Source organism: uncultured Thomasclavelia sp., assembly GCF_944324745.1.
In the GTDB taxonomy this organism is placed as follows: Bacteria; Bacillota_I; Bacilli_A; order Erysipelotrichales; family Coprobacillaceae; genus Thomasclavelia.
On the sequence record NZ_CALUXO010000051.1, the window covers coordinates 1 to 26,894 of the forward strand.

Below are 26,894 nucleotides of genomic sequence, written 5' to 3' on the forward strand. Positions count from 1 at the left end.
GAAAATGATGATGATTTCTATTTTCGCTGGGCCGTTAAAAAAACCGGGCCTGGCAAAGTTGAACATCAAGTTAAGATCATTGATAAAGAAAATGATGATTTAGTTGAAGAAACCCATGTCCAGCAGACTTATCCAGTTGAAGTATATCTTGATTTATTAAAACAGGCTGGATTTAATGACGTTGAATATTACGGTGAATTTGAAGATTATAAGATTGAAAGTCCAAGAGTTATATTTGTCTGTATCAAAAAACGGGAGGTAACAAAATGATTGGAATAATTGGAGCTATGGAAGAAGAAGTAGCTGCTTTAAAAGAGCATATGAAGACCAGTGATACTAAAAAAATTCTAGATTGTACTTTTTATCATGGTTATATTGATGAAGATGAAGTTGTACTTTTACAAGGTGGTATCGGTAAAGTAAATGCAGCAATTTGTACAACGTTACTATTAACTAATTATCAAATTGAATATGTTATTAATATTGGTTCGGCTGGGGGACTATCATTAATGCAAAATGTTGGTGATATCGTTATTTCTAAGGAAGTTTGTCAACATGATTTTGATATTACTGCTTTTAAAAATCGAGTTATTGGTGAGGTACCTGGTTTACCACCAAAAATTCCAGCCGATCAGGAACTAGTAACTTTAGCCCAAAAAAGTTTAGAAAAATTACAAATAAATAATGAAATTGGTTTAATCGTTTCTGGTGATCAGTTTATTGATAATCAGGAAATTGTTGATAAAATTAAAAATAATTTTCCTGATGCGAAATGTGCTGAAATGGAAGCTGCTGCTATCGGTCAAACATGTTATAAATTCAATGTCCCATTCATTATTACCAGATCATTGAGCGATGTTTATGGAAAAGGTGATTCATCAGTGCAATTTGATGAATTTTTAGCTAAAGCATCGAAAGCTTCAGCTGATTTATGCTTGTCAATTATCAAAGAAAAGAGAAATTCTCATGTCTAAAATTGAATTACTGGCTCCAGCCGGCAGTTATGAGGCTCTTGTAGCTGCCGTAGAAAACGGAGCTGATGCCATCTACTTAGGTGGTAATGAATTTAGCGCCCGGGCTTTTGCCACAAATTTTAATCGTGATGAATTAAAACAGGCAGTTGCTTATAGTCATCTTCGAAATGTAAAAATTTATGTTACGATTAATACTTTATACGAAGATAATCAATTTAAACAATTACATGATTATCTTTTGTTTTTGTTGAATATTAATGTTGATGCCTTAATTATTCAAGATATGGGATTGGTCAACTATATTCAAACTTATTTTCCAGAATTTGAAATTCATTTATCGACGCAAACTAGCATTCGTAATTTAGCTGGTGTTCAATATTTTGAAAATAGAAAAATAAGTCGGGTTGTCTTAGCCCGAGAAAATACATTAGAAGAAATAAAAAAAATTTGCCAGCATACCGATCTAGAAATTGAGGTCTTTGTTCATGGTGCTTTATGTATGTCTTATTCAGGGCAATGTTTGATGTCATCAATGATTGCTAAACGTAGTGGTAATAAAGGAGCTTGTGGGCAGCCATGTCGGCTAGCATATCAATTAGAAAAGGATGATCAAATTCTTAACGAAAAACCAGCATATTTATTATCACCTAAAGATTTATGCACTATTGAACATATTGGTGATCTAATTGAGGCCGGAGTAACTTCTTTTAAAATTGAAGGAAGGATGAAACGACCTGAATATGTAGCTGTTGTTGTTAAAAACTATCGTCAGGCGATTGATGAATATTTATCAAAGCATACTATATCAAATCAAGATCAATCAATTTTAGAAATGAAGAAAATGTTTAACCGTGGTTTTACTAATGGCTATATTTTTAATGATCAAAATTTTATGGCCAAAGATTTTCCTGGCAATCGTGGTCTTGAAGTAGGTAAGGTGGTTAGTTATGATCAAAAAAGAAAACGTATCAAAATCAAGCTTGCAGCTACTCTTAAACAAGGAGATCGCATCTTTTTTCCATCAATCGAATTAACGAGAACAATTACAAAGTTATATTTTAAGGGAAAATTAGTTAATCAAGCTGGTAATGGTGATCTTGTAGAAATTGAATTAAAATCACCAATTAAATCTGATGAGAAAATTTATAAAGTAATCGATAGTGATTTAATTAATCAGGCTCAAAACAGTTATCAAAATTCTCATGTAAAAAATAATATTGCTATAACTTTCAATGGTCAAATTAACCAGAATCCAACTTTGACAGTAACATGTCGAGATGTTGAAGTCACTGTTACTTCTAATCAACCAGTTGTTAAAGCTAACAATCAACCATTAGATAAAGAGCGTATTAGGCAACAATTAACTAAACTGGGTAATACACCATTTACTAGTAATTCAGTCACAATTAATTTTAGTGATAATGCATTTTTTTCAATCAAAGAATTAAACTCAATGCGACGAGAAGCAGTACAACAATTAGAAATTGAACTAACTAAAAATCAAAATTATACTCGTCCATTACCTGATAAACCAACTTACCATCTTTTTAAAACGATTAAAGGGATAGATGTTCGAGTATATAATCTAGAGCAACTAGAATCATTAATTGCTGAAGATATTCATCGCTTTTATTTTCCATTAAATCATCAATTTAAACAGGCTTATATGCTAGCTAAACAATACCATAAACATCTGGTACCTTTTACAGGCTTTTTAGCTGAAAATAGAGATTTAATCAAATTTAAACATAGTGATTTATATCCGGAAATTGATCAAATCTTGGTTGGAGATTTTGGCGCATTAAATACCTTTGCTAATAAACAGTGTCTTTTAGATTTTAATTTTAATTTGTATAACAGTTATGCCTTTGATTATTTCAAAAATCATTCATGTGTCTTATCATTAGAAATGAGTAAAAAAATGATCAATGATTTAAAAAATGTACAACAAGAATTAATTTTAACAGTATATGGTAAAAGTATTAATATGCATTTAAAACATTGTATTATTAGTGATTATTATTTCAATTGTCAAAAAGATCATTGTAATCTTTGTCATCATGGTAATTACAGTTTAGTTGATCGTAAGGGGGAACATTTTACGATCTTAACTGACGATAACTGTAATAACTTATTATTTAATAGTCATTACTTATATTTGGAAAATATTAGTGATGTTGATTGTGATTATGTTCTTTTATCTTTTAGCGATGAGTCTGGTCAACAATGCCTTAAAGTATTCAACGATTATAAAAATAATATTCTACAAAATAAAACACGTAAAAATATCATTAAAGATAAAATTACAAATGGTTATTTTAATGACTAATCAAAAGATCCTGACAAATTGTTGTTAGGATCTTATTTTAATTAATTCGACAAATTTCTAAATTATCAGATAAACCAGTAGGAAACATCTACCTAAATTCGTAAAAGTAATTTACTAAAATACTAAATAGTTTAGTAAGTTTCAAATAATTATTGCAACAAATTATTGAAAATGCTAAAATTTATTTAGTGGAGGTAAAAAAGATGATTGATAAGGATTTAGCAGCACGGCTTAAAGCTTATCGTAATTTCAAGCATTTAACTCAAAAAGAAGTGGCCGCATATTTAAAAGTTCCGCATTCTGCAATATCAGATATTGAAAACGGAAAAAGAGATATTACTGTTAGTGAATTAAGAATTTTTTCAAATTTATATGGTCGCAGTGTTGAAGAGATAATGAGTGGTAAGAAATACGATTATTATAATATTGCCAATATCGCCCGTCTTTTAACTGAATTACCTGATGAAGATTTAAAAGAAATAATGTTTATGATTGAATATAAAAGAAAACGTAATGAAACTAAGAAAAAATAATCAATTTTATATTTATTGAAATAGAAGCAGGGGATTCGTTAAGATTTAAAACAAAAAGAATTTGTTTTATCAAGAAAAAGAACTAGGAAAACTAGTTCTTTTTCATTAATCAATTAATTTTAAATAACGGAAAGCATTATATAAGCCATCATCATTAACATCAGTCGTTATATAATCAGCGGCTTCCTTAATTTCTTTACCACCATTACCCATAGCAACATTAAAAGCACAACATTCAAACATTGATAGATCAATTTTAGCATCACCAAAAGCAATTGTATCTTTACTATCAGCTTTTAGATAATCTAATAATACTTCAATGGCATGACGTTTAGTAATACCAGCAGGACCTAAATCACCATATAAAGCAACTTCACCTTTACCGCCCCATGTATTAGCAATTAAATGAGGAAATTCTTTTTTGGAATCTAAATGATCTTGATATGAGCTTAAAATAAAACTTATTTTATTAACATCATCCCGATACAAATCTTCACCTTGAAGATGGATAAATCCATCAATAAAACGCTTTGATGATTCTTTAGCATGTGCTAAATCAGCTCCTTTTCCTTGAGCATATTTTACCATTGTTTCTGGTCCTTGTTCATACATATAGTCATTACAATACATACCACTATTAGCTTCAAGATAGAAACCTAGATGTCGTTCATTACACCAGTCGACAATATGTTTAACATCTTCTTTTGATAAACCCTGATGCATAACGACTTTTCCATGATCTTCCACATATGCTCCATTACCACCGATCATTCCATCAAGTTCACATAAATTCCGTTGTTCAATTTCTGCTTTAGAACATCCAGTACAAATATAAACTTTGTGACCATTTGCTCTAGCCATATCAACTGCTTTAGCAGCCGAAGCTGGTAATTTAGCATCATAATCAATTAGTGTTCCATCAACATCTAAAAAAACAATTTTACCCATAAATATATCTCCTTTGGTTAATCATTATTATTTATATTATAACATGAAAAAATAAAGTTTCTTTATTTATTTTTAGTTTGATAGTTATCTAATAATTGTTTAAATTCTTCTAAATAAATTTTACCATCATTTAAGACTAGCTCTGTACACTCTTCATGGGTTTCATGATTATAATATGCGACATTAACACCATGATCATCAAGTGTAACAATTGCATATGTGCCAAAACCATAGGAACCTCGATTGATCATGACACTGCCAGGATTAATTATATATTTAGAATTAATAATTGATAATGATGGAACATGGGTATGTCCATGAAAACAAATATCAATATTATTATCTACCATATAATCATAAAGAGTCTGATCACCACGATAAACATCATAATAGTGTCCATGAACGATTAAGCAATGATAATTTCCAGCTGCAAATCTTATTTCCAAAGGAAAATTAGCATTATCATGATTACCTTTAACAACATAATATTTATTTAATAATGGATCTTCTTTTTCTAAAGATGAGTCACCACAATGAACATAATAATCCATATTGGGATATTTATCGGTGATCTTTTTAAATAATTCATTTTGAAGATGCGTATCACTTAAAACTAATAATTTCATTAACATTCACATTCCTTTCTAAACTTAAACAGCAGTTATTTTAATCATAACACTTTAAATAACGAAAACAAAATAATAAATTTTTAATTTTTTTGCCGTTAAAATTATAAAAGATTTAATCGATAAAATTTGTTTTTTTTATCTTTAAACAACGCAAAAAATAGGGGAAAAGAAACAAGAAAGTGTTTACATTCTTGGCTATTCGGTGTAAAATTAGTTTAGGTTGAAAAAAAGGAGTGTATATAATTATGAAAACTATTTTATTAGTATGTTCAGCAGGTATGTCTACTAGTTTACTAGTAACAAAAATGGAAGGGGCTGCAAAAGAAGCTGGAGTTGAATGCAAAATTTTCGCATTACCATTCTCTGATGCACCTAGAGTATTAGAAGAAGTTGATTGCATTTTACTTGGCCCACAAGTAAGATTCCAAAAAGCTGCAATCGAAAAATTAGCTGCAGGTCGTAAAGCTGGTCCTATCCCTGTAGACGTAATCGATATGAGAGATTATGGTACAATGAACGGTAAAGCAGTATTTGAATCTGCAATGAAATTAATTGGATAATGATAAAAAAAGGTATTTTAAGATACCTTTTATAATATTGAAGTAATAAAAGGAGATAAAAATATGGCAACAAGAATTATGTTAGTGTGTGCTGCAGGTATGTCTACTAGTTTATTAGTAACTAAAATGGAAGTTGCAGCTAAAGAAGCTGGTGAAGATGTTGAAATCTTTGCATTACCTTTATCTGAAGGTGAAAAAATTATCGATACAGTAGATTGTGTTTTACTTGGCCCACAAGTAAGATATGCCAAAAAAGAAGTTGAAAAATTAGTAAAAGAAACTGGAAAAGATATTCCATTCGATGTAATCGAAATGAAAGATTACGGTATGATGAATGGTAAAGCTGTATACGAATTTGCTAAAAAATTAATGGGTAAATAATTCAAAATGGGTAATAACTACCCATTTTTATTTTGCATTTCTATAATTAGGGTTTTATAATAATAATTACTATGATATAATAACCTAAAAATTAGGAGGTAATTGATTAATGCAAAAGGGAATTATTACTGTTGTTGGAAAGGATCAGGTAGGAATTATTGCCAAGGTTTGTACATTTTTAGCCGAAAAAGAAGTCAATATTTTAGACATTTCACAAACAATAATTCAAGGTTATTTTAATATGATGATGATCGTTGAATTAACTTCTATTATTGATAAATTTGGCGCTGTCTGTGATGAATTAGATAAATTAGGTAATGAAATTGGTGTTAATATCAAGTTACAACATGAAGATATTTTCAATAAAATGCACCGGATTTAAGGAGATGGAAGATGATAAATTTATTTGAAGTTGCCGAAACTAATAAAATGATTGAACAGGAAAATCTTGATGTTCGAACTATTACCTTAGGAATCAGTTTATTAGATTGTATGGATAAAGATGTTGATGTAGTATGCGAAAATATCTATAAGAAAATTACCACTGTAGCCAAGAATTTGGTAGCTACTGGTGAACAGATCGAAATGAAATATGGTATTCCAATTGTAAATAAACGAATTTCAGTTACACCAATTGGATTTATCGGTGCTAACTCATGTAAAACAACGGCTGATTTTGTTAAAATTGCTAAAACATTAGATAAATGCGCTCAAGAAACCGGTGTTAATTTTATCGGTGGTTACAGTGCTATTGTTTCTAAAGGAATGACTAAAGCTGAAGAGTTATTAATTCGTTCGATACCTGAAGCAATGAAAGTAACTAATAATGTTTGTAGTTCGGTCAATGTTGGTTCAACTAAAACCGGGATCAATATGGATGCTGTAAAGTTAATGGGCGAAATAATTCATGATACTGCTGACTTAACTAAAGAAAATGATTCAATCGGTTGTGCTAAACTAGTAGTATTATGTAATGCTCCTGATGATAATCCATTTATGGCTGGAGCTTTCCATGGTGTCAGTGAAGCTGATGCAATTATCAATGTTGGTGTAAGTGGCCCAGGGGTTGTTAAAACTGCTATTAATAGCGCTAAAGGAAAAGATTTTGGTGAGTTATGTGAAATTATTAAGAAAACGGCTTTTAAAATTACTCGTGTTGGTCAATTAGTAGCCTTAGAAGCTTCAAAAGCTTTAAATGTTCCATTTGGTATTATTGATTTATCATTAGCACCAACTCCAGCAATTGGTGATAGTATTGCTGATTGTTTAGAGGGAATGGGATTAGAAAGTGTAGGAGCTCCGGGTACTACTGCAGCACTTGCTATTTTAAATGATCAAGTAAAAAAAGGTGGTGTCATGGCCTCTAGTTATGTTGGTGGTTTAAGTGGTGCCTTTATTCCAGTTAGTGAAGATCAAGGAATGATCAATGCGGTGAATCGTGGCGCTTTAACACTAGAAAAACTTGAATCAATGACTTGTGTTTGCTCAGTGGGACTTGATATGATTGCTATTCCAGGAAAAACTTCTTCAGCGACTATTTCGGGTATAATTGCTGATGAAATGGCCATTGGAATGATTAATCAAAAAACTACTGCTGTTAGAATTATTCCGGTAATTGGAAAAGATGTTGGTGAAGTAGTTGAATTTGGAGGATTATTAGGATATGCTCCAATAATGCCAGTTAATCAATTTAACTGTGATGAATTTATTAATCGTGGTGGTCGTATTCCAGCACCAATTCATAGTTTTAAAAATTAAAAGACGAACTTTCGTCTTTTTAATTGTTTTGAAAGGAGAAATATCATGGATGAATTAATAGTATTTAGTCCATTTTATCAAGATCAGGAAATTGAATCTTGTTTTAAAATGTATAATGAAATTATAACTGGTAATCTTAATAATAGTAATCGTTTCGTATCTTTATTAATTAGATTAGCTGAACAATATAATCTTTATGATAATTTATTTAATAGTTTATTAACTTATTTATTAATCAATAATGAAAATTCTTTTACTTTAGCGTTAGAAAGAAAAAAAACAATAGCTGATAATTTAAAAACGATCGTATTAAACGATTTTGAAACTATTTTTAAAATGTTTAATACTGATTTTTCAATGTTATCGCCAATGCAAAGAGATTTAATTAATAACTTTACACCATCAAAACCAGTTATTAATCAAGAGTTATTTGAAGTAACTAGTACATTACAAAATCAATTAACTAAATGTTTAGATTTAACATCATTTTATAATATATTAGAAAAATTCTTTTTAACTTATGGAGTCGGTAAGTTTGGTTTAAATAAAGCGTTTCGTTATGAAGATCATCAGATTGTTCCAATCATCCATATTGGTAACGGTCGTTTAGAACAATTAATTGGTTATGAAACTCAAAAACAGACATTAAGAAATAATACTGAAGCATTTTTAGCTGGTAAAAAAGCCAATAATGTGTTGTTATATGGTGATAGTGGTACGGGCAAATCAAGCAGCATTAAAGCTCTATTAAATGAATACTATAAAGATGGTTTAAGAATGATCGAAGTCTATAAACATCAGTTTATTGATTTACCTAAAATCATTCAACAGCTTCAATCACGAAACTATAAATTTGTCTTATTTATGGATGACTTATCTTTTGAAGAATTTGAAGTGGAGTATAAATATTTAAAAGCGGTGATTGAAGGAGGCTTAGAGAAAAAGCCAGATAATATTTTAATTTATGCAACAAGTAATCGCCGTCATATTGTTAAACAAACATGGAGTGAAAGACAAGATCAAGATGAAATTAATATCAATGATGCTAAGCAAGAAAAAACATCGCTAAGTTCACGTTTTGGAGTTAAAATTCTTTATATGCATCCAGATCGCATCAATTATTTAAATATCATTGATGGTTTAGCAAAACAATATAATTTAAAAATGGATAAAGAAGAATTACACCAAAAAGCTTTAACTTGGGAAATTCGTCACGGTGGTTTTTCAGGACGTACTGCTAAACAATTCATCAACGCGATGTTAGGAAAATAGAGTAGGAGATTTATGAAAAAATTACAAATTACAGATTACAAACAAATAAAAAAATATTTGGATGATGCTGATTATGAAGGTTATAATTCTAATTTTGTAACTATGATGATGTGGGATCATGAATATGAAATTTATTATGAAATAAAAGAAAATTATTTAATCATGTTACATACATATCTAAATGAACACTTCTTTTCTATGCCTTTTTGCAAAGAAGAATATTATCAAGAAGCTGTTGAATATATGATGGATTATGCTCAAAAACATAATTTCCCATTTAGAATCGATTTAGCTGTAAATAAATTTACTGACTATATAAAAAATATATATGGTGATCGTTTCTTATATTTACACAATGAAGATAATGATGATTATATTTATGAAAAAAGGGCTTTAGAGACATTATCTGGTAAAAAAATGCAAAAAAGAAGAAACCATTTTAATGCTTTTATTAAAGAATATCCTGATTATGTTTATAAAGAAATTGAAGATGAAGATATTGATAATGTTTTAAATTGTTTAAAACGCTGGGATGTTGATCATCGCCATGAACAGAGTGTCATTTCAGAATTTATTGGTATTGTCTATTTATTAGTTCATCGCCATGAATTAAATATCAAAACTGGTTGTATTTATCTTAATAACCAATTAGAAGCATTTATCATTGGTTCTCCATTAAAACATAAAACTATTCAGATTCATGTTGAAAAAGCCAATAAAGATATTCGAGGTCTCTATGTGGCAATTGGAAAATTTTTCTTAGAAAATAATTATCCTGATTATGAATTAGTTAATCGTGAAGAAGATATGGGACTAGAATCTTTAAGACGAGCTAAAAGAATGTTACATCCAGTTAAGATGTTAGAAAAATATACGATCGTTTTAAATAAGCAAAGTATTCGTCAAGCTAAGCGAAGAGATCTAGTGGATGTTATTAAGCTATGGCAAAATAACTTTGATGATGAAGATGTAGCTTCTAGTAGATTTTATTTTGAAAAATGCTATCGAGAAGAAAATACTTATCTTTTAATTAACAATGATGTTTTAGTTTCGATGTTACAAATTGTTCCATATACTTTAGTTTTTGATTCTCAAGAAACACCAGCATATTTTATTTTAGGAGTAGCTACTAATAAGAATTATCAAAAACAAGGTTTAATGAAAAAACTAATGAACTATGTACTATCATTACCAAAATACCAAAATCAAAAAATCTTATTGCAGGCATATCATCCAGAAATATATTATGGCTTTGGTTTTAAAGAAGATTATTTTCATAAATCAACAAAAATTGATCAGGAAAAATATCATCAAGAAAAACTAAAAACCATTGAAGATTACGATTATGCTAAATCATTAAGTTTATATGAAGAATTCACCAAAGATTTTAATGGTTATCGTAAAAGAAATTTGGATTATTACAAAGATTATTTAATTGCTCGCTGCACTGCCTATAAAGATGAATTAAAAATCTTTTATGATAATACTAAAGCGGTTGGTTATGTAATATATCATGAAGATGATAAACAAATTAAAGTAGGTGAGTTGATTTATTTGACGGGTTATCTAGATAGAATTATTAGTACTTTAGTCAATTTAGACAAAGAGTTAATTGTTGAAAGTGATCTAAAAACTGAATTAATTGGTGAAACAACTGATATTACAACTATGATGACAAATTTCTTGAAAAATAATCATCAAGATAATAATTTATATATCAACGAGTCTCTCTAAAATAATTTTTTATTGACTAACTGCCAATCACATTATAAAATAAATACGTTTTAGAGGAGGTTAGTTGATGGACTATAAAGATCGTGAATTACATGAAGAATGTGGTGTTTTTGCCGTTTGTGGTTATGAAAACGCTGCTGCAATGTGTTATTATGGATTACATTCTTTACAACATCGTGGACAAGAAGCTGCTGGTATTATCGTAAAGAATAAAGAAGCTTTATCAATTCAAAAAGGAGAGGGACTAGTAACCGAAGTTTTTGATCAAGATAAAATTGCTAAAATGACAGGTGACTACGCTATTGGTCATGTTCGTTATTCAACTGCTGGTGGTGGTGGTATTGCTAATGTGCAACCATTATTATTTAGAACTTTGCGGGGATCATTAGGCATTGCTCATAATGGAAATATTGTTAATGCCAATATCTTAAAAAAGGAATTGGAAGAAAAAGGAAGTATTTTCTCTAGTACTTCAGATACTGAAATACTAGGTCATCTAATTATGCGAGAAGAAGGTCATATGATTGATCGAATTTGTAATTCCTTAAATAAATTGGATGGTGCTTTTGCCTTTTTGATTTTAATCGAAAATGCTCTATATGTTGCTAGAGATAAATATGGTTTACGACCAATTTCAATGGGTCAATTGCCTAATGGAGCTTATGTCTTTTCTTCAGAGACTTGTGCTTTTGAGGTAGTTGGTGCTAAATTTATCCGCGACTTAGAGCCAGGTGAAATTGTTAGAGTAAAAAACGGAACTATCAAATCAAAATTGTATACAAATGATGTTGTCGATAAAATCTGTGCGATGGAATATATTTATTTTTCTCGTCCTGATAGTAATTTAGATGGAATCAATGTTCATACAACTAGAAAATTAGCAGGACGCCAATTATTTAAAGAATCGCCAGTTGCAGCTGACTTAGTTATTGGTGTACCTGATTCCTCAATTTCTGCTGCAATTGGATATGCTGAAGCGGCAGGGATTCCATATGAAATGGGATTAATAAAAAATAAATATGTTGGTAGAACTTTTATTCAACCAACTCAAGAAATGCGTGAACAAGGGGTACGAATGAAATTATCAGCCGTATCTTCTATTGTTAAAGATAAACGAGTAATCATGATTGATGATTCAATTGTTAGAGGAACAACATCAAAACGTATCGTTCGTTTATTAAAAGAAGCTGGTGCTAAAGAAGTCCATGTCAGAATTGCTTCTCCAGCTATTAAATATCCATGTTTTTATGGAGTTGATATGTCAACAATGGATGAACTAATTTCAAATCGTTTAAATGTTGATGAATTATGTAAATATATTGAAGCTGATTCATTAGCCTTTATTAGTGAAAAAGGAATTGAAAAATCAATTCACTTTGATCCAGAAAAACATAAATGTGGTTTATGTTTAGCATGTTTTAATGGTAATTATGTTACTGATATCTATGATGCTTTTGAACATGATAAAGAAAAAAAGGGAAAAATATAAGCTAGTAAGAGTTATTCTTACTAGCCTTTTTATTGATGATTGTAAAATATTGATATATTATCAACTTCGCATAATGTATATTATGAAATTTTTATAGTAAAAAAGATGCTGTTTTAGCATCTTTAAATTACATTAATAAATGCAACAGTATTTAAAACTAAAAAGAAACAACCAACGATAATTAAATAAATGAACAATTTAATTGATGAATTCTTTTTATAATTATTGTATAAAGCTAAAATAGCACAAATTATTAAGGCTATTGCTATTAAATAAAATAAGATAATACTAATTGTTGTTTTAGTTAATAAACCCATAGCTAGTAAAAATGTTGCAATTCCATAAGCTAATATAGACATCACAATTAGTTTTTTTATTTGTTCTTGTTCCATCATTGCTCCTTAAATAATATTATTTAAAATTGATTTACCAATCACTGGTAAAGCAACATTAAAATTATCGGCAATAGTTGCACCAATAACCGCAAAAGAATTCATTGGTGGCATGAATCGTGGTTGTATTAATTCTTTAGAATAAATAATCAACGGAACTTGTTCTCGCGTATGATCAGTTCCTTTATATGTAGGATCATTTCCATGATCAGCAGTAATCATTAATAAATCATCTGGCTGCAAATATTTCATTAATTCACCAAGTTGTTGATCAAATTCTACAATTGCTTTCCCATATCCTTCAGGATTACGACGATGACCATAAACAGCATCAAAGTCAACTAGATTAACAAAGCATAATCCTGTGAAGTTAGTTTTGGCTAATTCAATTGTTTTTTCCATTCCGTCCTTATTACTTACGGTCTTGATCCCTTTTGTAATTCCTTGATTGACGAAAATATCTGGTATTTTACCGACACCAATAACATCAAAATTATTTTCTTTTAAAGTATCTAAAACAGTTTTATCAAATGGAGCTAATGCTAAATCATGACGATTAGCCGTTCTAACAAACTCCCCTGCTTCATTTTTTATAAAAGGTCGAGCAATAACTCTCCCTACTTTCCAGCGATCATCCATGGCAATTTCACGAGCGATTTGGCATGCTTGATATAATTCTTCCAAAGGAATGATATCTTCGTTAGCTGCTACCTGAAAAACGGAATCAGCTGATGTATAAACGATCCAATCACCAGTGTTAATTTGATGTTGACCATATTGCTTGATAATTTCAGTTCCACTGGCAGCAATATTACCAACACATTTACGACCTGTCTTTTGTTCAAATAACTGAATAAATTCATCAGGAAAGCCAGTTTCAGTAAAGGTAATAAATGGTTTTTCAGTTTTTAAACCCATCATTTCCCAATGCCCAGTCATCGTGTCTTTACCATTAGAAATCTCATTTAAAGCCATGCTATAACCTAATTGCAGATGAAGTTGATGAATTCCTTTAAAATCACCTAGATTTCCTAAACCTAATCCTTCTAAATTAGGCAAGTCAAGGCCCCCGCATTTTTCACATATATGTTTTAAGGTATTGGCACCATAGTCATCATATAATGAAGCATCGTAGGCATTACCAATCCCTAAAGAATCACAAACTATTAAGAAAACTCGATTATATCTCATTGTAACCTCCATAATGTATGTCGTAATTATCATTTTTAGTATATCATTAATAACTAAAAATTACTACTAACTTACTTATTATATTTTTTCATTCTTGGATGAAACTGCTGATATTCCTGTTTGATTTTTTGATTTGAAATATGAGTGTAAATAGTGGTTGTGGCAATATCGCTATGACCTAATAATTCTTGTATCGAGCGTAAATCAGCCCCATTTTCTAATAAATGCGTGGCAAATGTATGTCGAAGTGTATGTGGTGAAATATGCTTAGTAATCGAAGTTGTTTCACATAAATTTTGCAAGATTGTATAAAATTCCTGTCGACTAAGTTTATTACCATGTTGATTTAAAAATAAGAGATTATCATGATAAACGTTAAGTTTTTCACGATATTGATTAATATAGCAGCTCAATAGATCACCCACATAATCACTGATAGGCACTAATCTCTCTTTGTCCCCTTTGCCAATTACCTTAACAAAGCCCATTTTGATATTTAAATCACTCAATTTTATTGATAGCAATTCAGAAACTCGCATCCCAGTAGCATAAAGGAGTTCTACTAAACAACGGTTTCGAGCACTGACAGCATCAGTTATTTCAATACTTTCTAATAATTCTCTCATTTCAGCCACTGATAAAACTGCAGGAAGTTTCTTTTCTTTTTTGGGGAGTGTAAAACTACTCATTAAATTAGTCGAAACTATTTTTTCTTTAACTAGAAAAATATAAAACATCCGTAAAGAAATCATTTTTCTTGAAATTGAGTTAGTACTGTTAGTTTTATCAAGTTCTTTTAAATATAAACGGATATGTTCTTTTTCAATTTCAGCAACTTGATTAATATCAAAACGTTCAATAATGAAATTGCTAAAGGCTACTAAATCTCTAATATAAGCGGCAATTGTATTTTTAGATAACCCCTTTTCAACGATCAGATATTGTTTATACTCTTTTAAAGCATCCAGTAATGTCATAGTATTTCATCCCTGCCTTTAGTAAATATTATAGCATTTTTTGATAATTAATTCATTAAACTAGATATACTTTAAAAGCCATTGATAAACTTACAATAATCAAAATAATAATAATATAATCTAAAATATAGTTAATTATTTTACGACTGTTAAATACTTCAGTTGTCAAAAAGGAAATAGTAAAACAATTTAGTGATAATCGAATAGAGATTATTGAAATTATATAAATTAGAATTAATTCTAAAAATAGCTGTGGAAAATATCCTAAAAATAACATAGATGAATTAAAATCATTTAAAGTAAAATAAAAAATAGTCGCAATCGTGATTTGCATTCCTTTAGTAAAAATAACAAAACTATTTAAGATTATACCTAAAAAACTAGTCGAAATAACTAGTGATAAAAATATGTAAAGACCCGTGATTGTTAAATATAGGTTATAATTATTAGTAGTTTGATTATCATGGCCAAAAAAAAGGTATTGGGCAATATCAATAATTTTAGGATTTCCGTAAAAATAAAAAAGTATTCCAAATAATATTCCACAAACAAAAAGAATAGTTGTAAAGATATTGATCAATAGTTTCTCGTTTCTATATACTTTATTTAAAATACTCATAAGTGTACCTCCGTTTATACAACTTATGAGTATTTTTATTTTTTATGCTTTTATTTTAAATATTTCTTTTGTTTATCATTTGAAGCTATCGATGAAGCTTTCGTAACCATTGGTTGATCAAAAGTCTGATTAATTTTGGCTAGAATCTCATCGATGTCTTTATTTTTTATTTCTTTATCATCTTCATATTCAAAGATACTGATTTGCTCCTTTAGATCTTTTTTATTAATGGTATTATTCAAACTAATTCCCAGTAATCTAATTTTACGGCCATTATAATTGGCATCAAAAAGCATTTTTGCAGTAGATAAGATTGTTTCATAATCATTGATATATTTGTTTACCATTGTTTGTCTAGTAACACTTTCAAATCTAGTATATTTGATCGTTATCGAAATAGAATTAGAAACTAGATTGCGTTTAACAGCTCTTGAAGAAACTTGCTTAGCCAAGTTGCTTAATACTTCTTTTAAATAAACCTCATCATCGCTATCAGCTGGTAATGTTGTTGAATTTCCAACTGATTTTAGTTCATTATGTCCAAAATCAACTGGTGTTGTATCAATTCCATTAGCTTTGCGATAAACTAATAAAGCATTTTTCCCAATAACTTTTTTCAAATTATCATAATTTTGCCGTTTTGCTAGATCACCGATAGTATTAATGCCGACTTCGCGTAATTTTGGTTGGGTTTTTTTGCCAATTCCAAACATTTCTTTAATATCTAGCGGCCACATTAATTGCTGAATATTATTTCGGGTTAAAACGGTAATTCCCATGGGCTTTTTCATATCGCTAGCCATTTTGGCTAGAAACTTATTGGGGGCAATTCCGATAGAACATTTAAGATTTAATTGTTCTAAGACTTTATTTTGGATATTTTTTGCCAAAGTAATCGGATGAATTTTCTTTTCTTGAATTACATTAGTAACATCTAAATAACATTCATCAATGCTCGCAACTTCTAAGATTTCACTATAAGAGGCAATAATCGTGAAAAATTCATTAGACAACCGATGATATAAGTCAAAATCAGCTGGTAAAATGATTAAATGTTTACATAGCTGTTTTGCCTGAAACAACGGCATTGCTGAATGAATACCATACTTTCGGGCTTCATATGAAGCCGTAGTAATTATACTTCGTTTCGATTTACCAGAAATAACGATTGGTTTATTAGCTAATGATGGATTTCGTGCTACTTCAGCACTAGCATAAAAAGCATTTAAATCAATATGAAAAATAACCTGCAAACTCCCTCACCTCTTTTTTCTATTATACTAAAAATCCTGCTAAAATGAAATATAAGAAAGGATGCTCCTTTGAGCATCCAATAATTAATCTTGTTGTTCCATTTCTAACATCCAGTCAATGTATAATCCATAACCAGTCATTGGGTTGTTTCCAGATACATGCGTAACACAACCGATAATTTTATTATTTTGAATTATCGGTGAACCGCTCATTCCTTGAACAATTCCGTTGGCTTTTTTTAAAACTTCCTGATCTGTTACCGTAAACTCAATTCCTTTTTCCATTGCTGTATCTTGTTTATTTAATTTTGTAATCTCAATTTGACATTTAACAATTTCATTTCCTTGTAAAACTGTTAAAAAATATGCTTCTCCAAGTTTGATTTCTTCAATTGATGCTGTTTCCATCATTTCACGATTGGAAATATCGTAATTATAAGTTCCATAGAGACCAAATTGACTATGACTGTTTATACTACCTATTTCAACATTGGAAATGTCAGCAATTTTATTACCTGAAGAGCCAGATGCAGCTTTTTTAATACTAGTTACCTTACTTTCATATATGCTCCCGTCTTGTAATAAACTTTCACTATCTAGTTTTGAATCACTCATTGCATGACCTAGAGCGCCAAAAGTTTCAGATTCTGGATTATAATAAGTTAAAGTTCCGATTCCAGTTATTGAGTCTTTGACATATAAACCAGTTGAAAATTGCTGGTTTTCTAAAACTACTTGTAGATTTTGATGAAGGGTTTGCTCATCACGTTTAATTGTTAAGTCATAAACCATATCATCATTAGTTTCTTTAATAACTGAAGTTAGACTGGCGATACTATCAATGGTTTGATCTTCGATTGCAATAATTAAATCACCTATTTGAAAATCTTCATCCAATGGATTGTATCTTTGATTATTTACTTGAATATCATATCCACCAGTAATGACAACACCTTGGTAATCAAGTTCGATTCCAATTGAATCCCCACCTGGAATCAATGATATTGCCCATGCGGCAACCGGATTAGTTATTAAAACAACAATAATTAAAGAAAGGGTTAGCTTTTTAAAAAGCATAGCAACCTCCTTGTAGCTTAGCTACATTATAGTTTGGTTACTATGCTTGAATTTATTCACTATTTTGTTTTAGTTTACGAGCATGCTCGATTGATTCGCTAGATACTTCTTTACCTGAAATTAATTTAGCAATTTCATTAACACTTTGATCATAATTTAATTTGCTTACGGACACATTAGTATTATTATCTTGAACAATTTTTTTGATTAAATAATGGTGTTTAGCAAATGAAGCAACCTGAGCTAAATGAGTAATACATAAAACCTGATGACTTTTAGCAATCTGTTTCATTTTAGCACCAATACTTTCAGCAACTTTACCACTGACACCAGTATCAGCTTCATCAAAAATAATTGTTTCGATTGGACTGGTTGTTAATGATAAAATTTTAATTGCCAGCATGATTCGAGACAATTCACCACCAGAAGCAACTTTATTAAGTGGTTTTAAAGTTTGTCCATCATTAGTTGAAATTAAAAACTCAACTTTATCTTGACCGTTTAACTGGTAATCAATTTTTTCAAAATTTATTTTAAAAACTACTTTATCTAAATATAATGACTTTAACTGCTCCATAACCAATTTAACGAAGTTCTCAGCCTCTTTTTTTCTTAAGTCGGTTATTTGGTTAGCTAATTCTTTAACCTCGTCTAAAGCGATATTTAGCTGATTTTTGAGGTTGTTTAAATACGTTTCTCGATTGTTAAAAGCAGCAATCTTATTTTCCAGTTCTTCTTTAGCTGCATGGATACTTTCAATCGATGGACCATATTTTCTTTTTAAACGATTTAATTTGAACAATATTTCCTGAATTTCATTTAAACGATACTCATCGAAATCAACACTATTAAATTCATTAATGATTTGATCATCTAAATCCATTAAATTATAATATAAGTCATACATTTTTTCATAAGCATCTTGATAACCAGGATTATCACTTACAATTTCCAATTCACTTAAAGCATTATTTAAATTCGTTAATACCCCATAATCACCACTGATATATTGACGATAATTAGCAATTTTTTCTTTAATTTTTTCATATTCCTGTAATTGCTTTTTTTCGAAATCCAACTGTTCTTCATTAATTTCATCTAAATCCAAGTCATTGATCTCATCTAATTGACTTTGATAAAATTCTAATTGTTCATCACTTAATTCTTCATTCAAAGCCTTTTGATAATCACGATTAATATCCCGATAGGTCCGATATGCCAGGACATATTTTTGATGTAATGATTCTAATTTATCTCCAATAAAATGATCTAGAATATCTAGATGATTATTAGCATCAAATAAACTATGGGTTTCAAATTGAGAATGGATATCTATTAAATTAGACATAATATCTTGTAAAACCATCTTTGAAACATTGCGATAATTTATTTTAATTACCGCCCGATTATCACGATTGATAGCTTTTGATACCACTAGTTTGTCATCATATTCAATTCGATATTCTTTTAATTTATCAAAAATAGGCGAATTTTTATTGATCGTAAAAACACCTTCAATAAAACATTCATCACAGTTAGCTTTAATAAAACTAGTTTGACTACGATTACCGATCAATTGCCCAATAGCATCGATAATAATTGATTTACCAGCACCAGTTTCCCCAGTTAAAACAGTCATTGAATCACTGAATTCAACTCCTAGACGATCAATAATAGCAAAATTTTCAATGTAAATACTCTCTAGCATCTAATCACCTACCCTGTAAAACAATTATGAGCCTGCAAGATAACAGCATCGAAGTCAATATCATCATTCATTTGGCCATTTTTGACAAATAAGCCCAAAAATTCAATATTACCTTCGCCTCCAGTAATTGGTGAAAAAGTTAATTTTTCTAATTCAAAATTATTTTCTTTACCATATGCAACAACTTTTTCGATCACTTGACGATGAATTTCTGGATCTTTGATTATCCCTTTTTTACCAACTTGTTCTCGCCCAGCTTCAAATTGCGGTTTAATTAAAGCAACAACCTGATCATTATCTGCCAAGATATCTTTTAATGGTTTAAAAATATGCTTTAAAGAAATAAAAGACACATCAATACTAGCAAAACTAGGTAGACCATGATCAAACAATTCTTTAGTAGCATAACGGAAATTAGTTTTTTCTCTAACAATGACCCGAGGATCATTTCTAAGTTTCCAGACCAGCTGATTTGTCCCCACATCAACAGCATAAACTAGTTTGGCATGATTTTGCAAAGCACAATCAGTAAAACCACCCGTTGAACTGCCAATATCCACCATGATCTTATCATTCAAATCAAGATCAAATTCTTTGATAGCTTTTTCAAGTTTCAAACCACCACGAGATACATATGGTAATACATTTCCCTTAACATATAGTTTGGCATCAACCGGTATTTTCGTTCCTGGTTTATCAATAATATCATGTTCATCATGAACTATTCCAGCCATTATAGCTCGCTTAGCCTTTTCACGAGAATCAAAAAATCCTTGTTCTACTAATAAAACATCAATTCTTTCCTTTTTCATTAATTATCTCCTTAACTTTTAAATAAAAGCTATCCATATCCAATCCTTCATCTTTTAGTATTTGCCCTATTGTTCCCTGAGTTGAATAATGATCATCAACACCAAAACTATAAATAAATTTATTAATCTGATTTTGTGAATAATAATAAGCAATATTGCTCGCTAACGAATTTATTTTTAAATCAGTTTCATAAATAATTAATGGTTTATCATCAATAATCATCTCTAACATCTGATAATCCATCGGTTTGATAAATAAAGCATTGACAATTCTAAGTTTGATATCTTTATGGGCAAAGTACTCTTCAATCATTGTAACATTTTGACCATAACAAATAACGGTTGCATCATAATCAGTAATATCGTTGATTTCCCATTTACCTATTTCTAAAACGTCATCATCTCCAATTTCTAAATCTACTAAATCACCTTTAGGAATTCTTAAAACATATGGATGATCATGATACTTTAGATATGTATTAATAAACATTTTAGCATTGATACTATTGTTTGGAGTGCAAATTATTAAATTAGGCAATTGATTTAAAAACCCTAAATCAAACACCCCATGATGGGTAGGTCCATCTGCCCCAACAAAACCACAACGATCGACGCAAATTAAACAGCTTAGATCCATTCGGGCAATATCATGATTGACCTGGTCATAAGCTCGCTGTAAAAATGAAGAATAGACAGAAACAAATGGTTTTTTATTTGCTAATGATAAACCAGCTGTAAAAGTTAATGCATGCTCTTCAGCAATTCCAACATCAAAACTACGATCAGGATAGTGTTTAAATATTTGGTCTAACGCTGATCCATGAATCATTGCTGGAGTTATCGTAACTATATCTTTATCTCTAGCCATTTTCATTTCAATATAATCGGCAACCATTTTAGACCATGATTTTTTACCAGGATCAGGTGGGTTTTTAATCGTTCCATCTTTTATATTAAATGGAGCAATGCCATGCCATTTGCCTTCAATATCATTTTCAGCAAATTTATAACCTCGTCCTTTTTTAGTTACAATATGGACAACAACACTCGATTTAGCGTTTTTAGCAACATTCAAAACCCGAATCAAATCATCAAAATTATGACCATTAACTGGGCCTAAATAATCAACGCCAAAATCTTCAAAAATAGTATCATCAATTAAACCGTGCTTGATAAAATCTTTAACTCGTTTAGAAAAATTAAAAATCATCTGCCCAAATTTATTATGTGAGGTTAGATTTCGATAATCTTCTTTTAAATTATTATAAGTTCCACTAATTCTTACTGAAGATAAAAATTCTCCAAAACCCCCAATACTTTTACCAATAGCCATTTGATTATCATTTAAAATAATAATTACTTTATTATCAATAAATCCTAAATGATTTAAAGCTTCTAGCGATTCACCACCAACCATAGCAGCATCGCCAATAACTGGGATAATATGATAATTTTCACGATTTAAATCACGAGCAACTGCCATTCCAATAGCCCCACTTAAAGCAGTAGAAGAATGTCCTGCTTCAAAACAATCATGCTCGCTTTCACAACGCTTTTGAAATCCCGACATTCCTTGATACTGTCTCAAAGTTGGAAATTGACTAGCTCTTCCGGTCAATATTTTATGTACATAAGATTGATGTCCGACATCAAATAGGATCTTATCGGTAGGAGAATCAAATACATAATGTAAAGCAATCGTTAATTCAACTACTCCTAAATTACTAGATAGATGGCCTCCAGTTTGTGAAATGTTATCAATTAAAAATTGACGAATTTCTTCAGCTAGTTCATTTAATTGTCGAATATCCATCTCTTTTAAAAAAGAGGGATCTTTAATTTTTGTTAGATCCATTATTTCACTCTTTTCTGTAATTTCTCAATTATTCCTAAAATTAAACCATGGTTGATTCTAAGTGAATAAAGAAGTTCAACAGCTTCTTTAAACAACTGATCAGCAATTTCTTGTGAACGAGCAACTCCCATCAAACTAGCATAGGTACTTTTATCATTTTCTTGATCACTACCGACTTTTTTACCTAAAATTTCACTGTTTCCAACAACATCTAAAACATCATCTTGTATCTGGAAAGCCAGACCAATTTTATATCCAATATTTTGCCAGATTTCAATATCATCTTTGTTTGCAATACAAGCTCCCATCATTAAAGCAGCACTGATTAGATCGCCGGTTTTATGACGATGAATTAAATTTAATTCATCCTGGCTAGCCTTTTTATGCTCAAAGCTAAGATCAAGATCCTGCCCTAAAATCATCCCATTGATACCTGAAGCATGATATAAAATCTTTAACAATGATACTTTCAATTCCGCATCAAGTTCCATATTTAAAATAACATTGACAGCCTCATTCAATAATCCATCACCAGCTAAAATAGCTGTTGCTTCACCATAACGGATATGACAAGTCGGTTTACCGCGACGTAATTCATCATTATCCATACCCGGTAAATCATCATGAATCAACGAATAAGTATGAATCATTTCAATTGCACAGGCAGCATCAAGAAATGGTTTCCAATCTTGATCATAACTACGAATAACCTGAAGCATTAATAAAGGTCGAATCCGTTTACCACCAGCATTTAATGAATATTTCATTGCCTCTTTAACTTTAGAATTCTGATAAGTATCTAAAATATCTTCTAATCTTGCGTTGATTGCAACAAGTAATTTATCCATCTTTTTCCTCGATTTTTAAATCTTCTAATTTGTCATCTACTAAGATCTTGGCAACTTTATCTTCAATATTATTTAATTTATCATTGCACAATTTAGATAACTTAATTCCTTCTTGAAATAAATCAACGCTTTTTTCTAAAGATATTTGATTATTTTCTAATGCTGAAACAATTTCTTCTAATTTTTTCATTGCTTCTTCAAAAGTTATATTTTCCATTCTATGATCCTCCTACTTAATGATTGCCTTTTTAATACCATCTTGCATTTTTACATCAATTTCATCACCACTACTTAGGTCATTGGCCGACGAAATCACCTGATTTTCTTTTAAAACGATTGCATAACCTCTTTCTAATGTTTTCAGGGGTGATAAAGTATTTAATTTTGATAGTAAAAAATGATATTTTTCCTGATTAGTCTGCAATTTTCGCTTAATAGCCGTATTTGCCATATAGTTAATCGTATTTAAATAATTCCGCTGATTATTAATAAACAGTTTAGTTTGATGATTAAATGTTTGAATCAAACTATTCGTTCTATTGACCTTTTCTTTAAGATTAGTTTGAAAACTATGGTTCAATCGATCGTAAAGATAATCAATTCGTGCTTGCTTATCTTCGTATAATTTATTTGGATTTTTCAATAAATAAAATGATGATAACCGATTATAATTTTCTTTTGCTAAATCAAGTTTCTGTTTCATTAAATTATTCAATGTATAGCGAACATTAGCAACGTTTTGCTGTAGCTCATTGATATCTGGAGTTGCCTTGATTGCAGCAGCAGTTGGAGTTATCGCCCGAAAATCAGCAACAAAATCACAAATCGTAAAATCGGTTTCATGACCAACTCCACTGATGATGGGAGTTTGACAAGAATAAATCGTATAAGCCAGTTTTTCTTCATTAAAATTCCATAATTCTTCAATCGAACCACCACCACGGGCAATTATAATCGTATCAAAATGCAAACTGTCAACAAATTTTAAAGTGCGGCAAATTTCGTGATAAGCATTTTTGCCTTGAACAGGAATCGGAAATGCGATAATTCTTACAACTGGAAATCGCAATTTGATCGTTCTAACCACATCAGCTAATGCAGCACTGGGATTTCCTGATAAAATAGCAATTTTAGATGGGTATTTAGGAATTGGTTTCTTTTTATCGGGAGCAAATAATCCCTTTGTAGCTAAGTCTTTTTTTAATTGTTCATAGCGTAAAAAAAGAGCCCCTAAACCATCTTGTTCCATAGAATCTACATATAATTGATAGGTTCCAGCCACATCATAAACTGAAACACTGGCTCTTATTAATACATTCATCCCATCAGAGGGTTCAAATACCAGTTTTTTAGCTTTTGATGCAAACATCACCGCACTAACTCTAGAATGCTCATCTTTTAAAGTAAAATAGAGATGTCCGGAACGATGATGTTTAAAATTAGAGATTTCTCCTTTTATATAAATATGCTGTAATTGACTATCAGAATCAATTTTGACTTTTAAATATCTATTTAAAGCACTTACTGTTAAATATCTTGATTCCATTATTTAATTTTATTTAATAAACCATTAATAAATTTATACGAATCGTGATCACAATATTTTTTAGATAAGACTACTGCTTCATTAATAATTACTTCTTTGCTTTGAGCTGTTTCTAATAGTTCATAACAGGCAACTATTAAAATTGCTAACTCAATTTTTGACAAACGATCGATTGACCAGCTTTTTTTCAAATGCTTAGCAATTTCATCTTGATATTTACCTATATTTTTAACAATACTGTTAATCATTAATAAACAATAATCATAATCACTGCGATCAGCACATAATTCTTTATCACTATTTAAATAGTCAACAATTTCTTCTTCACTTGTATCTACTAACAATTTTTGATATGTTGCAATCACAGCTTTTTCACGTATTAATTTTTTTCGATATTTTTTCATTAAAACCGTCCTTCCAAAAACTTCTACCATGATTTTATCATATTTAACTTCTAAAATAAATGAATAACCACAAATAAAAAGATTATCAAATGATAATCTTTAGAAATTAATTCCCTTAACTTCAACGTTAACTTTAACATTTTTTATTCCTGTCATTTCAAAACAGTTTTGAACAACTTTGTTTTGTAACATAGTGGTTAGTGTAGTAACATTAGAACCATAATCAACTAAAATTGCTATTGTAATGAAAACCTGATTATTTTTATTAATTGTTACATTAACAGGACCTTTACCAGGAATAGGAATCATATTTCCTTCAAATTGAATTCCGTCAATTGAATCGACTGCTTTTTCTACAATGGCCTGAAATACACTTAAACCAATATTTAAGTCACCCAAATTAGATTCTCTTTCTACTGAATAATATTCTTGACTCATCTTAACTACTCCTTTATATACTCACATTGTATATAAAATTAAGATAAAATTCAAGTGTCACTAATAAACTTAACTTCAACTTGATACTTATTCTCCGTTTTTTCCATTACTGCTTTAATAATATTATCAGCATCAGTACTTGAAGCATCTTTTTTATCGACTACTACTTTAATAGTTTGCTCACTCACTTCAACAAAAGCATTTTTAAAGCCAGCATCATTGATTGCCTGAGTTATTTCTTTTTCTAACGCTGCTGTTTCTTTAGCTTCATTTATAGAAGCTAGAGCACTGGCAATTTCATCACTGCTACTTTGACTTGAAGCAATAATAGCATTATTTTCACTAATTAAATCAGCACGCTGCTGGTCAAGATTTGCTTGCATAGTTTCAATTTCACTCAAAGCATCATTAGTGACAGATACTTGATCATCAGATGATTCTGGTGGTAAAAGAACATAATAAATGGAAAGGACTAAAATTAAACTAAATAAAGTTAAAAAAGTAATAGCTTGTCTATTCATATTCTTTCTCCTCACTACTTAACTATATGCATCAGTTAAAAAAATATGAAAAAACACTAGTTAAATAAACTAGTGTTAAGCTCTACCTTGATATTTTCCATCAACAGTGTTGACGATAACTTCTTCACCTTCAGAAATAAATAAAGGTACTTTAATTTGGAAACCTGTTTCAATTGTAGCATTCTTGGTTGCTCCAGTTGCAGTGTCTCCTCTAACTGCCGGTTCCGTTTCAATAACTTTAAATGGGACATTAATTGGTAAAGCTACACCTAGTACTTCACCTTCATAACTAGTAACTTCTACTTCATCACTTTCTTTTAAGAAATTGATTTCCCATTTTAAATTTTCTGCAGGAATTTCAATTTGTTCGTAAGTTTCATTATCCATAAATACTAAAGCTTCTCCAGTATTATACAAATATTGCATTTTACTTTTATCAACATGAGCTCTTTTTACTTTATCATTACCACCAAAAGTAATTTCTGTAGTTGCTCCTGTTCGTAAATTTTTCATTTTTACTCTAATATTGGCAGCTGCTCTAGCAGTTTTATTATGAGAATAATCTAAAACAACATACAGATTACCATCGTATTCAAATGTAACTCCAGGTTTTAAATCTCCTACACTTATCATTAAAAATCTCTCC

The 26,894-nt window shown here is 30.0% G+C and carries 28 protein-coding genes and 1 pseudogene; 11 read left to right on the forward strand and 18 right to left on the reverse strand.

Translation table 11 applies throughout. From position 1 onward, the window contains the following. The 4 genes and pseudogenes from Q0K54_RS06135 to Q0K54_RS06150 form a co-directional block, all read left to right on the forward strand. A pseudogene (locus tag Q0K54_RS06135) lies at positions 1–270 on the forward strand (class I SAM-dependent methyltransferase); the annotation flags it as partial. Then, the gene (locus Q0K54_RS06140; protein ID WP_294579146.1) at positions 267–974 is read left to right on the forward strand and encodes a 5'-methylthioadenosine/adenosylhomocysteine nucleosidase; all 708 of its coding nucleotides are present in this window, start codon (positions 267–269) and stop codon (positions 972–974) included. The pseudogene Q0K54_RS06135 and the gene Q0K54_RS06140, both read left to right, overlap by 4 nt. Beyond that, positions 967–3,303, forward strand: coding sequence for a U32 family peptidase (locus Q0K54_RS06145; protein WP_294579148.1), 2,337 nt, complete (start codon positions 967–969; stop codon positions 3,301–3,303). Before Q0K54_RS06140 ends, Q0K54_RS06145 begins: the two co-directional genes overlap by 8 nt. Before the next feature lie 203 nt (positions 3,304–3,506). Next, entirely contained in the window at positions 3,507–3,836 is a 330-nt protein-coding gene (locus tag Q0K54_RS06150) for a helix-turn-helix domain-containing protein (protein WP_294579150.1), read from the forward strand. A gap of 105 nt (positions 3,837–3,941) precedes the next feature. Here Q0K54_RS06150 and Q0K54_RS06155 read toward each other — a convergent pair whose 3' ends face one another. Both Q0K54_RS06155 and Q0K54_RS06160 read right to left on the reverse strand, forming a co-directional pair. Then, on the reverse strand, positions 3,942–4,784 hold the full coding sequence (locus Q0K54_RS06155; protein ID WP_294579152.1) for an HAD family hydrolase: 843 nt from the start codon (positions 4,782–4,784) through the stop codon (positions 3,942–3,944). A gap of 62 nt (positions 4,785–4,846) precedes the next feature. Next, positions 4,847–5,410 carry a metallophosphoesterase gene (locus Q0K54_RS06160; RefSeq protein WP_294579155.1) on the reverse strand — a complete coding sequence of 188 codons (564 nt, stop codon included), beginning with the start codon at positions 5,408–5,410 and terminating at the stop codon, positions 4,847–4,849. Positions 5,411–5,658: 248 nt separating this feature from the next. On the opposite strand from Q0K54_RS06160, the gene Q0K54_RS06165 reads away from it, so the two are divergent. The 7 genes from Q0K54_RS06165 to purF all read left to right on the forward strand — a co-directional run bounded on the left by Q0K54_RS06165 (position 5,659) and on the right by purF (position 12,607). Beyond that, positions 5,659–5,973 carry a PTS sugar transporter subunit IIB gene (locus tag Q0K54_RS06165; protein ID WP_294579157.1) on the forward strand — a complete coding sequence of 105 codons (315 nt, stop codon included), beginning with the start codon at positions 5,659–5,661 and terminating at the stop codon, positions 5,971–5,973. A 63-nt stretch (positions 5,974–6,036) separates the two neighbouring features. After that, positions 6,037–6,354 carry a PTS sugar transporter subunit IIB gene (locus Q0K54_RS06170; RefSeq protein WP_294579159.1) on the forward strand — a complete coding sequence of 106 codons (318 nt, stop codon included), beginning with the start codon at positions 6,037–6,039 and terminating at the stop codon, positions 6,352–6,354. A 109-nt stretch (positions 6,355–6,463) separates the two neighbouring features. Further along, a complete protein-coding gene (locus tag Q0K54_RS06175; protein ID WP_294579162.1) occupies positions 6,464–6,736 on the forward strand; it encodes an ACT domain-containing protein in 273 nt (90 codons plus the stop codon). Between the two features lie 11 nt (positions 6,737–6,747). Continuing rightward, entirely contained in the window at positions 6,748–8,112 is a 1,365-nt protein-coding gene (locus tag Q0K54_RS06180; protein ID WP_294579164.1) for a PFL family protein, read from the forward strand. Positions 8,113–8,157: 45 nt separating this feature from the next. Then, a complete protein-coding gene (locus tag Q0K54_RS06185; RefSeq protein WP_294579165.1) occupies positions 8,158–9,384 on the forward strand; it encodes an ATP-binding protein in 1,227 nt (408 codons plus the stop codon). A 12-nt stretch (positions 9,385–9,396) separates the two neighbouring features. Further along, complete coding sequence (locus tag Q0K54_RS06190) at positions 9,397–11,118, forward strand: GNAT family N-acetyltransferase (RefSeq protein ID WP_294579167.1); 1,722 nt, start codon at positions 9,397–9,399, stop codon at positions 11,116–11,118. A gap of 67 nt (positions 11,119–11,185) precedes the next feature. Continuing rightward, positions 11,186–12,607 carry an amidophosphoribosyltransferase gene (gene purF, locus Q0K54_RS06195; protein ID WP_294579169.1) on the forward strand — a complete coding sequence of 474 codons (1,422 nt, stop codon included), beginning with the start codon at positions 11,186–11,188 and terminating at the stop codon, positions 12,605–12,607. A gap of 122 nt (positions 12,608–12,729) precedes the next feature. On the opposite strand, the gene Q0K54_RS06200 is transcribed toward purF, so the two are convergent. The 16 genes from Q0K54_RS06200 to efp form a co-directional block, all read right to left on the reverse strand. Beyond that, entirely contained in the window at positions 12,730–12,999 is a 270-nt protein-coding gene (locus Q0K54_RS06200; protein ID WP_294579171.1) for a hypothetical protein, read from the reverse strand. Between the two features lie 9 nt (positions 13,000–13,008). Beyond that, positions 13,009–14,190: a phosphopentomutase gene (locus Q0K54_RS06205; RefSeq protein ID WP_294579174.1), complete on the reverse strand. Its 1,182-nt coding sequence runs from the start codon at positions 14,188–14,190 to the stop codon at positions 13,009–13,011. 71 nt (positions 14,191–14,261) lie between these two features. Then, a complete protein-coding gene (gene xerD, locus Q0K54_RS06210) occupies positions 14,262–15,167 on the reverse strand; it encodes a site-specific tyrosine recombinase XerD (protein WP_294579176.1) in 906 nt (301 codons plus the stop codon). Between the two features lie 55 nt (positions 15,168–15,222). Further along, on the reverse strand, positions 15,223–15,786 hold the full coding sequence (locus tag Q0K54_RS06215) for a hypothetical protein (RefSeq protein WP_294579179.1): 564 nt from the start codon (positions 15,784–15,786) through the stop codon (positions 15,223–15,225). A gap of 50 nt (positions 15,787–15,836) precedes the next feature. Next, positions 15,837–17,039: a DNA polymerase IV gene (locus Q0K54_RS06220; RefSeq protein WP_294579181.1), complete on the reverse strand. Its 1,203-nt coding sequence runs from the start codon at positions 17,037–17,039 to the stop codon at positions 15,837–15,839. Positions 17,040–17,123: 84 nt separating this feature from the next. Beyond that, complete coding sequence (locus tag Q0K54_RS06225) at positions 17,124–18,116, reverse strand: SpoIVB peptidase S55 domain-containing protein (RefSeq protein WP_294579184.1); 993 nt, start codon at positions 18,114–18,116, stop codon at positions 17,124–17,126. A 52-nt stretch (positions 18,117–18,168) separates the two neighbouring features. Beyond that, positions 18,169–19,824 (reverse strand): DNA repair protein RecN, encoded by a 1,656-nt coding sequence (gene recN, locus Q0K54_RS06230; protein WP_294579187.1) that lies wholly within the window; start codon positions 19,822–19,824, stop codon positions 18,169–18,171. Positions 19,825–19,832: 8 nt separating this feature from the next. Beyond that, entirely contained in the window at positions 19,833–20,636 is an 804-nt protein-coding gene (locus Q0K54_RS06235) for a TlyA family RNA methyltransferase (RefSeq protein ID WP_294579188.1), read from the reverse strand. After that, positions 20,617–22,491 carry a 1-deoxy-D-xylulose-5-phosphate synthase gene (dxs, locus tag Q0K54_RS06240; RefSeq protein WP_294579189.1) on the reverse strand — a complete coding sequence of 625 codons (1,875 nt, stop codon included), beginning with the start codon at positions 22,489–22,491 and terminating at the stop codon, positions 20,617–20,619. Before dxs ends, Q0K54_RS06235 begins: the two co-directional genes overlap by 20 nt. Beyond that, positions 22,491–23,339: a polyprenyl synthetase family protein gene (locus Q0K54_RS06245; RefSeq protein WP_294579190.1), complete on the reverse strand. Its 849-nt coding sequence runs from the start codon at positions 23,337–23,339 to the stop codon at positions 22,491–22,493. Before Q0K54_RS06245 ends, dxs begins: the two co-directional genes overlap by 1 nt. Then, on the reverse strand, positions 23,332–23,556 hold the full coding sequence (gene xseB / locus Q0K54_RS06250) for an exodeoxyribonuclease VII small subunit (RefSeq protein ID WP_294579193.1): 225 nt from the start codon (positions 23,554–23,556) through the stop codon (positions 23,332–23,334). The genes Q0K54_RS06245 and xseB overlap by 8 nt, the downstream gene beginning before the upstream one ends. 12 nt (positions 23,557–23,568) lie before the next feature. Then, the gene (xseA, locus tag Q0K54_RS06255; RefSeq protein WP_294579195.1) at positions 23,569–24,885 is read right to left on the reverse strand and encodes an exodeoxyribonuclease VII large subunit; all 1,317 of its coding nucleotides are present in this window, start codon (positions 24,883–24,885) and stop codon (positions 23,569–23,571) included. Continuing rightward, complete coding sequence (gene nusB, locus Q0K54_RS06260) at positions 24,885–25,289, reverse strand: transcription antitermination factor NusB (RefSeq protein WP_294579198.1); 405 nt, start codon at positions 25,287–25,289, stop codon at positions 24,885–24,887. The genes xseA and nusB overlap by 1 nt, the downstream gene beginning before the upstream one ends. Positions 25,290–25,388: 99 nt before the next feature. After that, the gene (locus tag Q0K54_RS06265; protein WP_294579199.1) at positions 25,389–25,727 is read right to left on the reverse strand and encodes an Asp23/Gls24 family envelope stress response protein; all 339 of its coding nucleotides are present in this window, start codon (positions 25,725–25,727) and stop codon (positions 25,389–25,391) included. Positions 25,728–25,777: 50 nt separating this feature from the next. Next, positions 25,778–26,248, reverse strand: coding sequence for a SpoIIIAH-like family protein (locus Q0K54_RS06270; protein WP_294579202.1), 471 nt, complete (start codon positions 26,246–26,248; stop codon positions 25,778–25,780). Positions 26,249–26,323: 75 nt separating this feature from the next. Continuing rightward, positions 26,324–26,881 carry an elongation factor P gene (efp, locus tag Q0K54_RS06275; protein WP_294579205.1) on the reverse strand — a complete coding sequence of 186 codons (558 nt, stop codon included), beginning with the start codon at positions 26,879–26,881 and terminating at the stop codon, positions 26,324–26,326. Positions 26,882–26,894 lie beyond the last annotated feature (13 nt).

What these genes read in the sequence shown, in the direction of transcription:
- recN (WP_294579187.1), bottom strand. Translation starts at nt 19,824, where the DNA reads ATGCTAGAGAGTATTTACATTGAAAATTTTGCTATTATTGATCGTCTA.
- Q0K54_RS06245 (WP_294579190.1), bottom strand. Translation starts at nt 23,339, where the DNA reads ATGGATAAATTACTTGTTGCAATCAACGCAAGATTAGAAGATATTTTA.
- Q0K54_RS06140 (WP_294579146.1), top strand. Translation starts at nt 267, where the DNA reads ATGATTGGAATAATTGGAGCTATGGAAGAAGAAGTAGCTGCTTTAAAA.
- Q0K54_RS06180 (WP_294579164.1), top strand. Translation starts at nt 6,748, where the DNA reads ATGATAAATTTATTTGAAGTTGCCGAAACTAATAAAATGATTGAACAG.
- Q0K54_RS06175 (WP_294579162.1), top strand. Translation starts at nt 6,464, where the DNA reads ATGCAAAAGGGAATTATTACTGTTGTTGGAAAGGATCAGGTAGGAATT.
- Q0K54_RS06150 (WP_294579150.1), top strand. Translation starts at nt 3,507, where the DNA reads ATGATTGATAAGGATTTAGCAGCACGGCTTAAAGCTTATCGTAATTTC.
- Q0K54_RS06225 (WP_294579184.1), bottom strand. Translation starts at nt 18,116, where the DNA reads ATGCTTTTTAAAAAGCTAACCCTTTCTTTAATTATTGTTGTTTTAATA.
- Q0K54_RS06160 (WP_294579155.1), bottom strand. Translation starts at nt 5,410, where the DNA reads ATGAAATTATTAGTTTTAAGTGATACGCATCTTCAAAATGAATTATTT.
- nusB (WP_294579198.1), bottom strand. Translation starts at nt 25,289, where the DNA reads ATGAAAAAATATCGAAAAAAATTAATACGTGAAAAAGCTGTGATTGCA.
- Q0K54_RS06155 (WP_294579152.1), bottom strand. Translation starts at nt 4,784, where the DNA reads ATGGGTAAAATTGTTTTTTTAGATGTTGATGGAACACTAATTGATTAT.
- Q0K54_RS06165 (WP_294579157.1), top strand. Translation starts at nt 5,659, where the DNA reads ATGAAAACTATTTTATTAGTATGTTCAGCAGGTATGTCTACTAGTTTA.
- Q0K54_RS06170 (WP_294579159.1), top strand. Translation starts at nt 6,037, where the DNA reads ATGGCAACAAGAATTATGTTAGTGTGTGCTGCAGGTATGTCTACTAGT.
- Q0K54_RS06190 (WP_294579167.1), top strand. Translation starts at nt 9,397, where the DNA reads ATGAAAAAATTACAAATTACAGATTACAAACAAATAAAAAAATATTTG.
- xseA (WP_294579195.1), bottom strand. Translation starts at nt 24,885, where the DNA reads ATGGAATCAAGATATTTAACAGTAAGTGCTTTAAATAGATATTTAAAA.
- efp (WP_294579205.1), bottom strand. Translation starts at nt 26,881, where the DNA reads ATGATAAGTGTAGGAGATTTAAAACCTGGAGTTACATTTGAATACGAT.
- xseB (WP_294579193.1), bottom strand. Translation starts at nt 23,556, where the DNA reads ATGGAAAATATAACTTTTGAAGAAGCAATGAAAAAATTAGAAGAAATT.
- Q0K54_RS06270 (WP_294579202.1), bottom strand. Translation starts at nt 26,248, where the DNA reads ATGAATAGACAAGCTATTACTTTTTTAACTTTATTTAGTTTAATTTTA.
- Q0K54_RS06200 (WP_294579171.1), bottom strand. Translation starts at nt 12,999, where the DNA reads ATGGAACAAGAACAAATAAAAAAACTAATTGTGATGTCTATATTAGCT.
- Q0K54_RS06265 (WP_294579199.1), bottom strand. Translation starts at nt 25,727, where the DNA reads ATGAGTCAAGAATATTATTCAGTAGAAAGAGAATCTAATTTGGGTGAC.
- xerD (WP_294579176.1), bottom strand. Translation starts at nt 15,167, where the DNA reads ATGACATTACTGGATGCTTTAAAAGAGTATAAACAATATCTGATCGTT.
- Q0K54_RS06185 (WP_294579165.1), top strand. Translation starts at nt 8,158, where the DNA reads ATGGATGAATTAATAGTATTTAGTCCATTTTATCAAGATCAGGAAATT.
- dxs (WP_294579189.1), bottom strand. Translation starts at nt 22,491, where the DNA reads ATGGATCTAACAAAAATTAAAGATCCCTCTTTTTTAAAAGAGATGGAT.
- Q0K54_RS06235 (WP_294579188.1), bottom strand. Translation starts at nt 20,636, where the DNA reads ATGAAAAAGGAAAGAATTGATGTTTTATTAGTAGAACAAGGATTTTTT.
- Q0K54_RS06145 (WP_294579148.1), top strand. Translation starts at nt 967, where the DNA reads ATGTCTAAAATTGAATTACTGGCTCCAGCCGGCAGTTATGAGGCTCTT.
- Q0K54_RS06205 (WP_294579174.1), bottom strand. Translation starts at nt 14,190, where the DNA reads ATGAGATATAATCGAGTTTTCTTAATAGTTTGTGATTCTTTAGGGATT.
- purF (WP_294579169.1), top strand. Translation starts at nt 11,186, where the DNA reads ATGGACTATAAAGATCGTGAATTACATGAAGAATGTGGTGTTTTTGCC.
- Q0K54_RS06215 (WP_294579179.1), bottom strand. Translation starts at nt 15,786, where the DNA reads ATGAGTATTTTAAATAAAGTATATAGAAACGAGAAACTATTGATCAAT.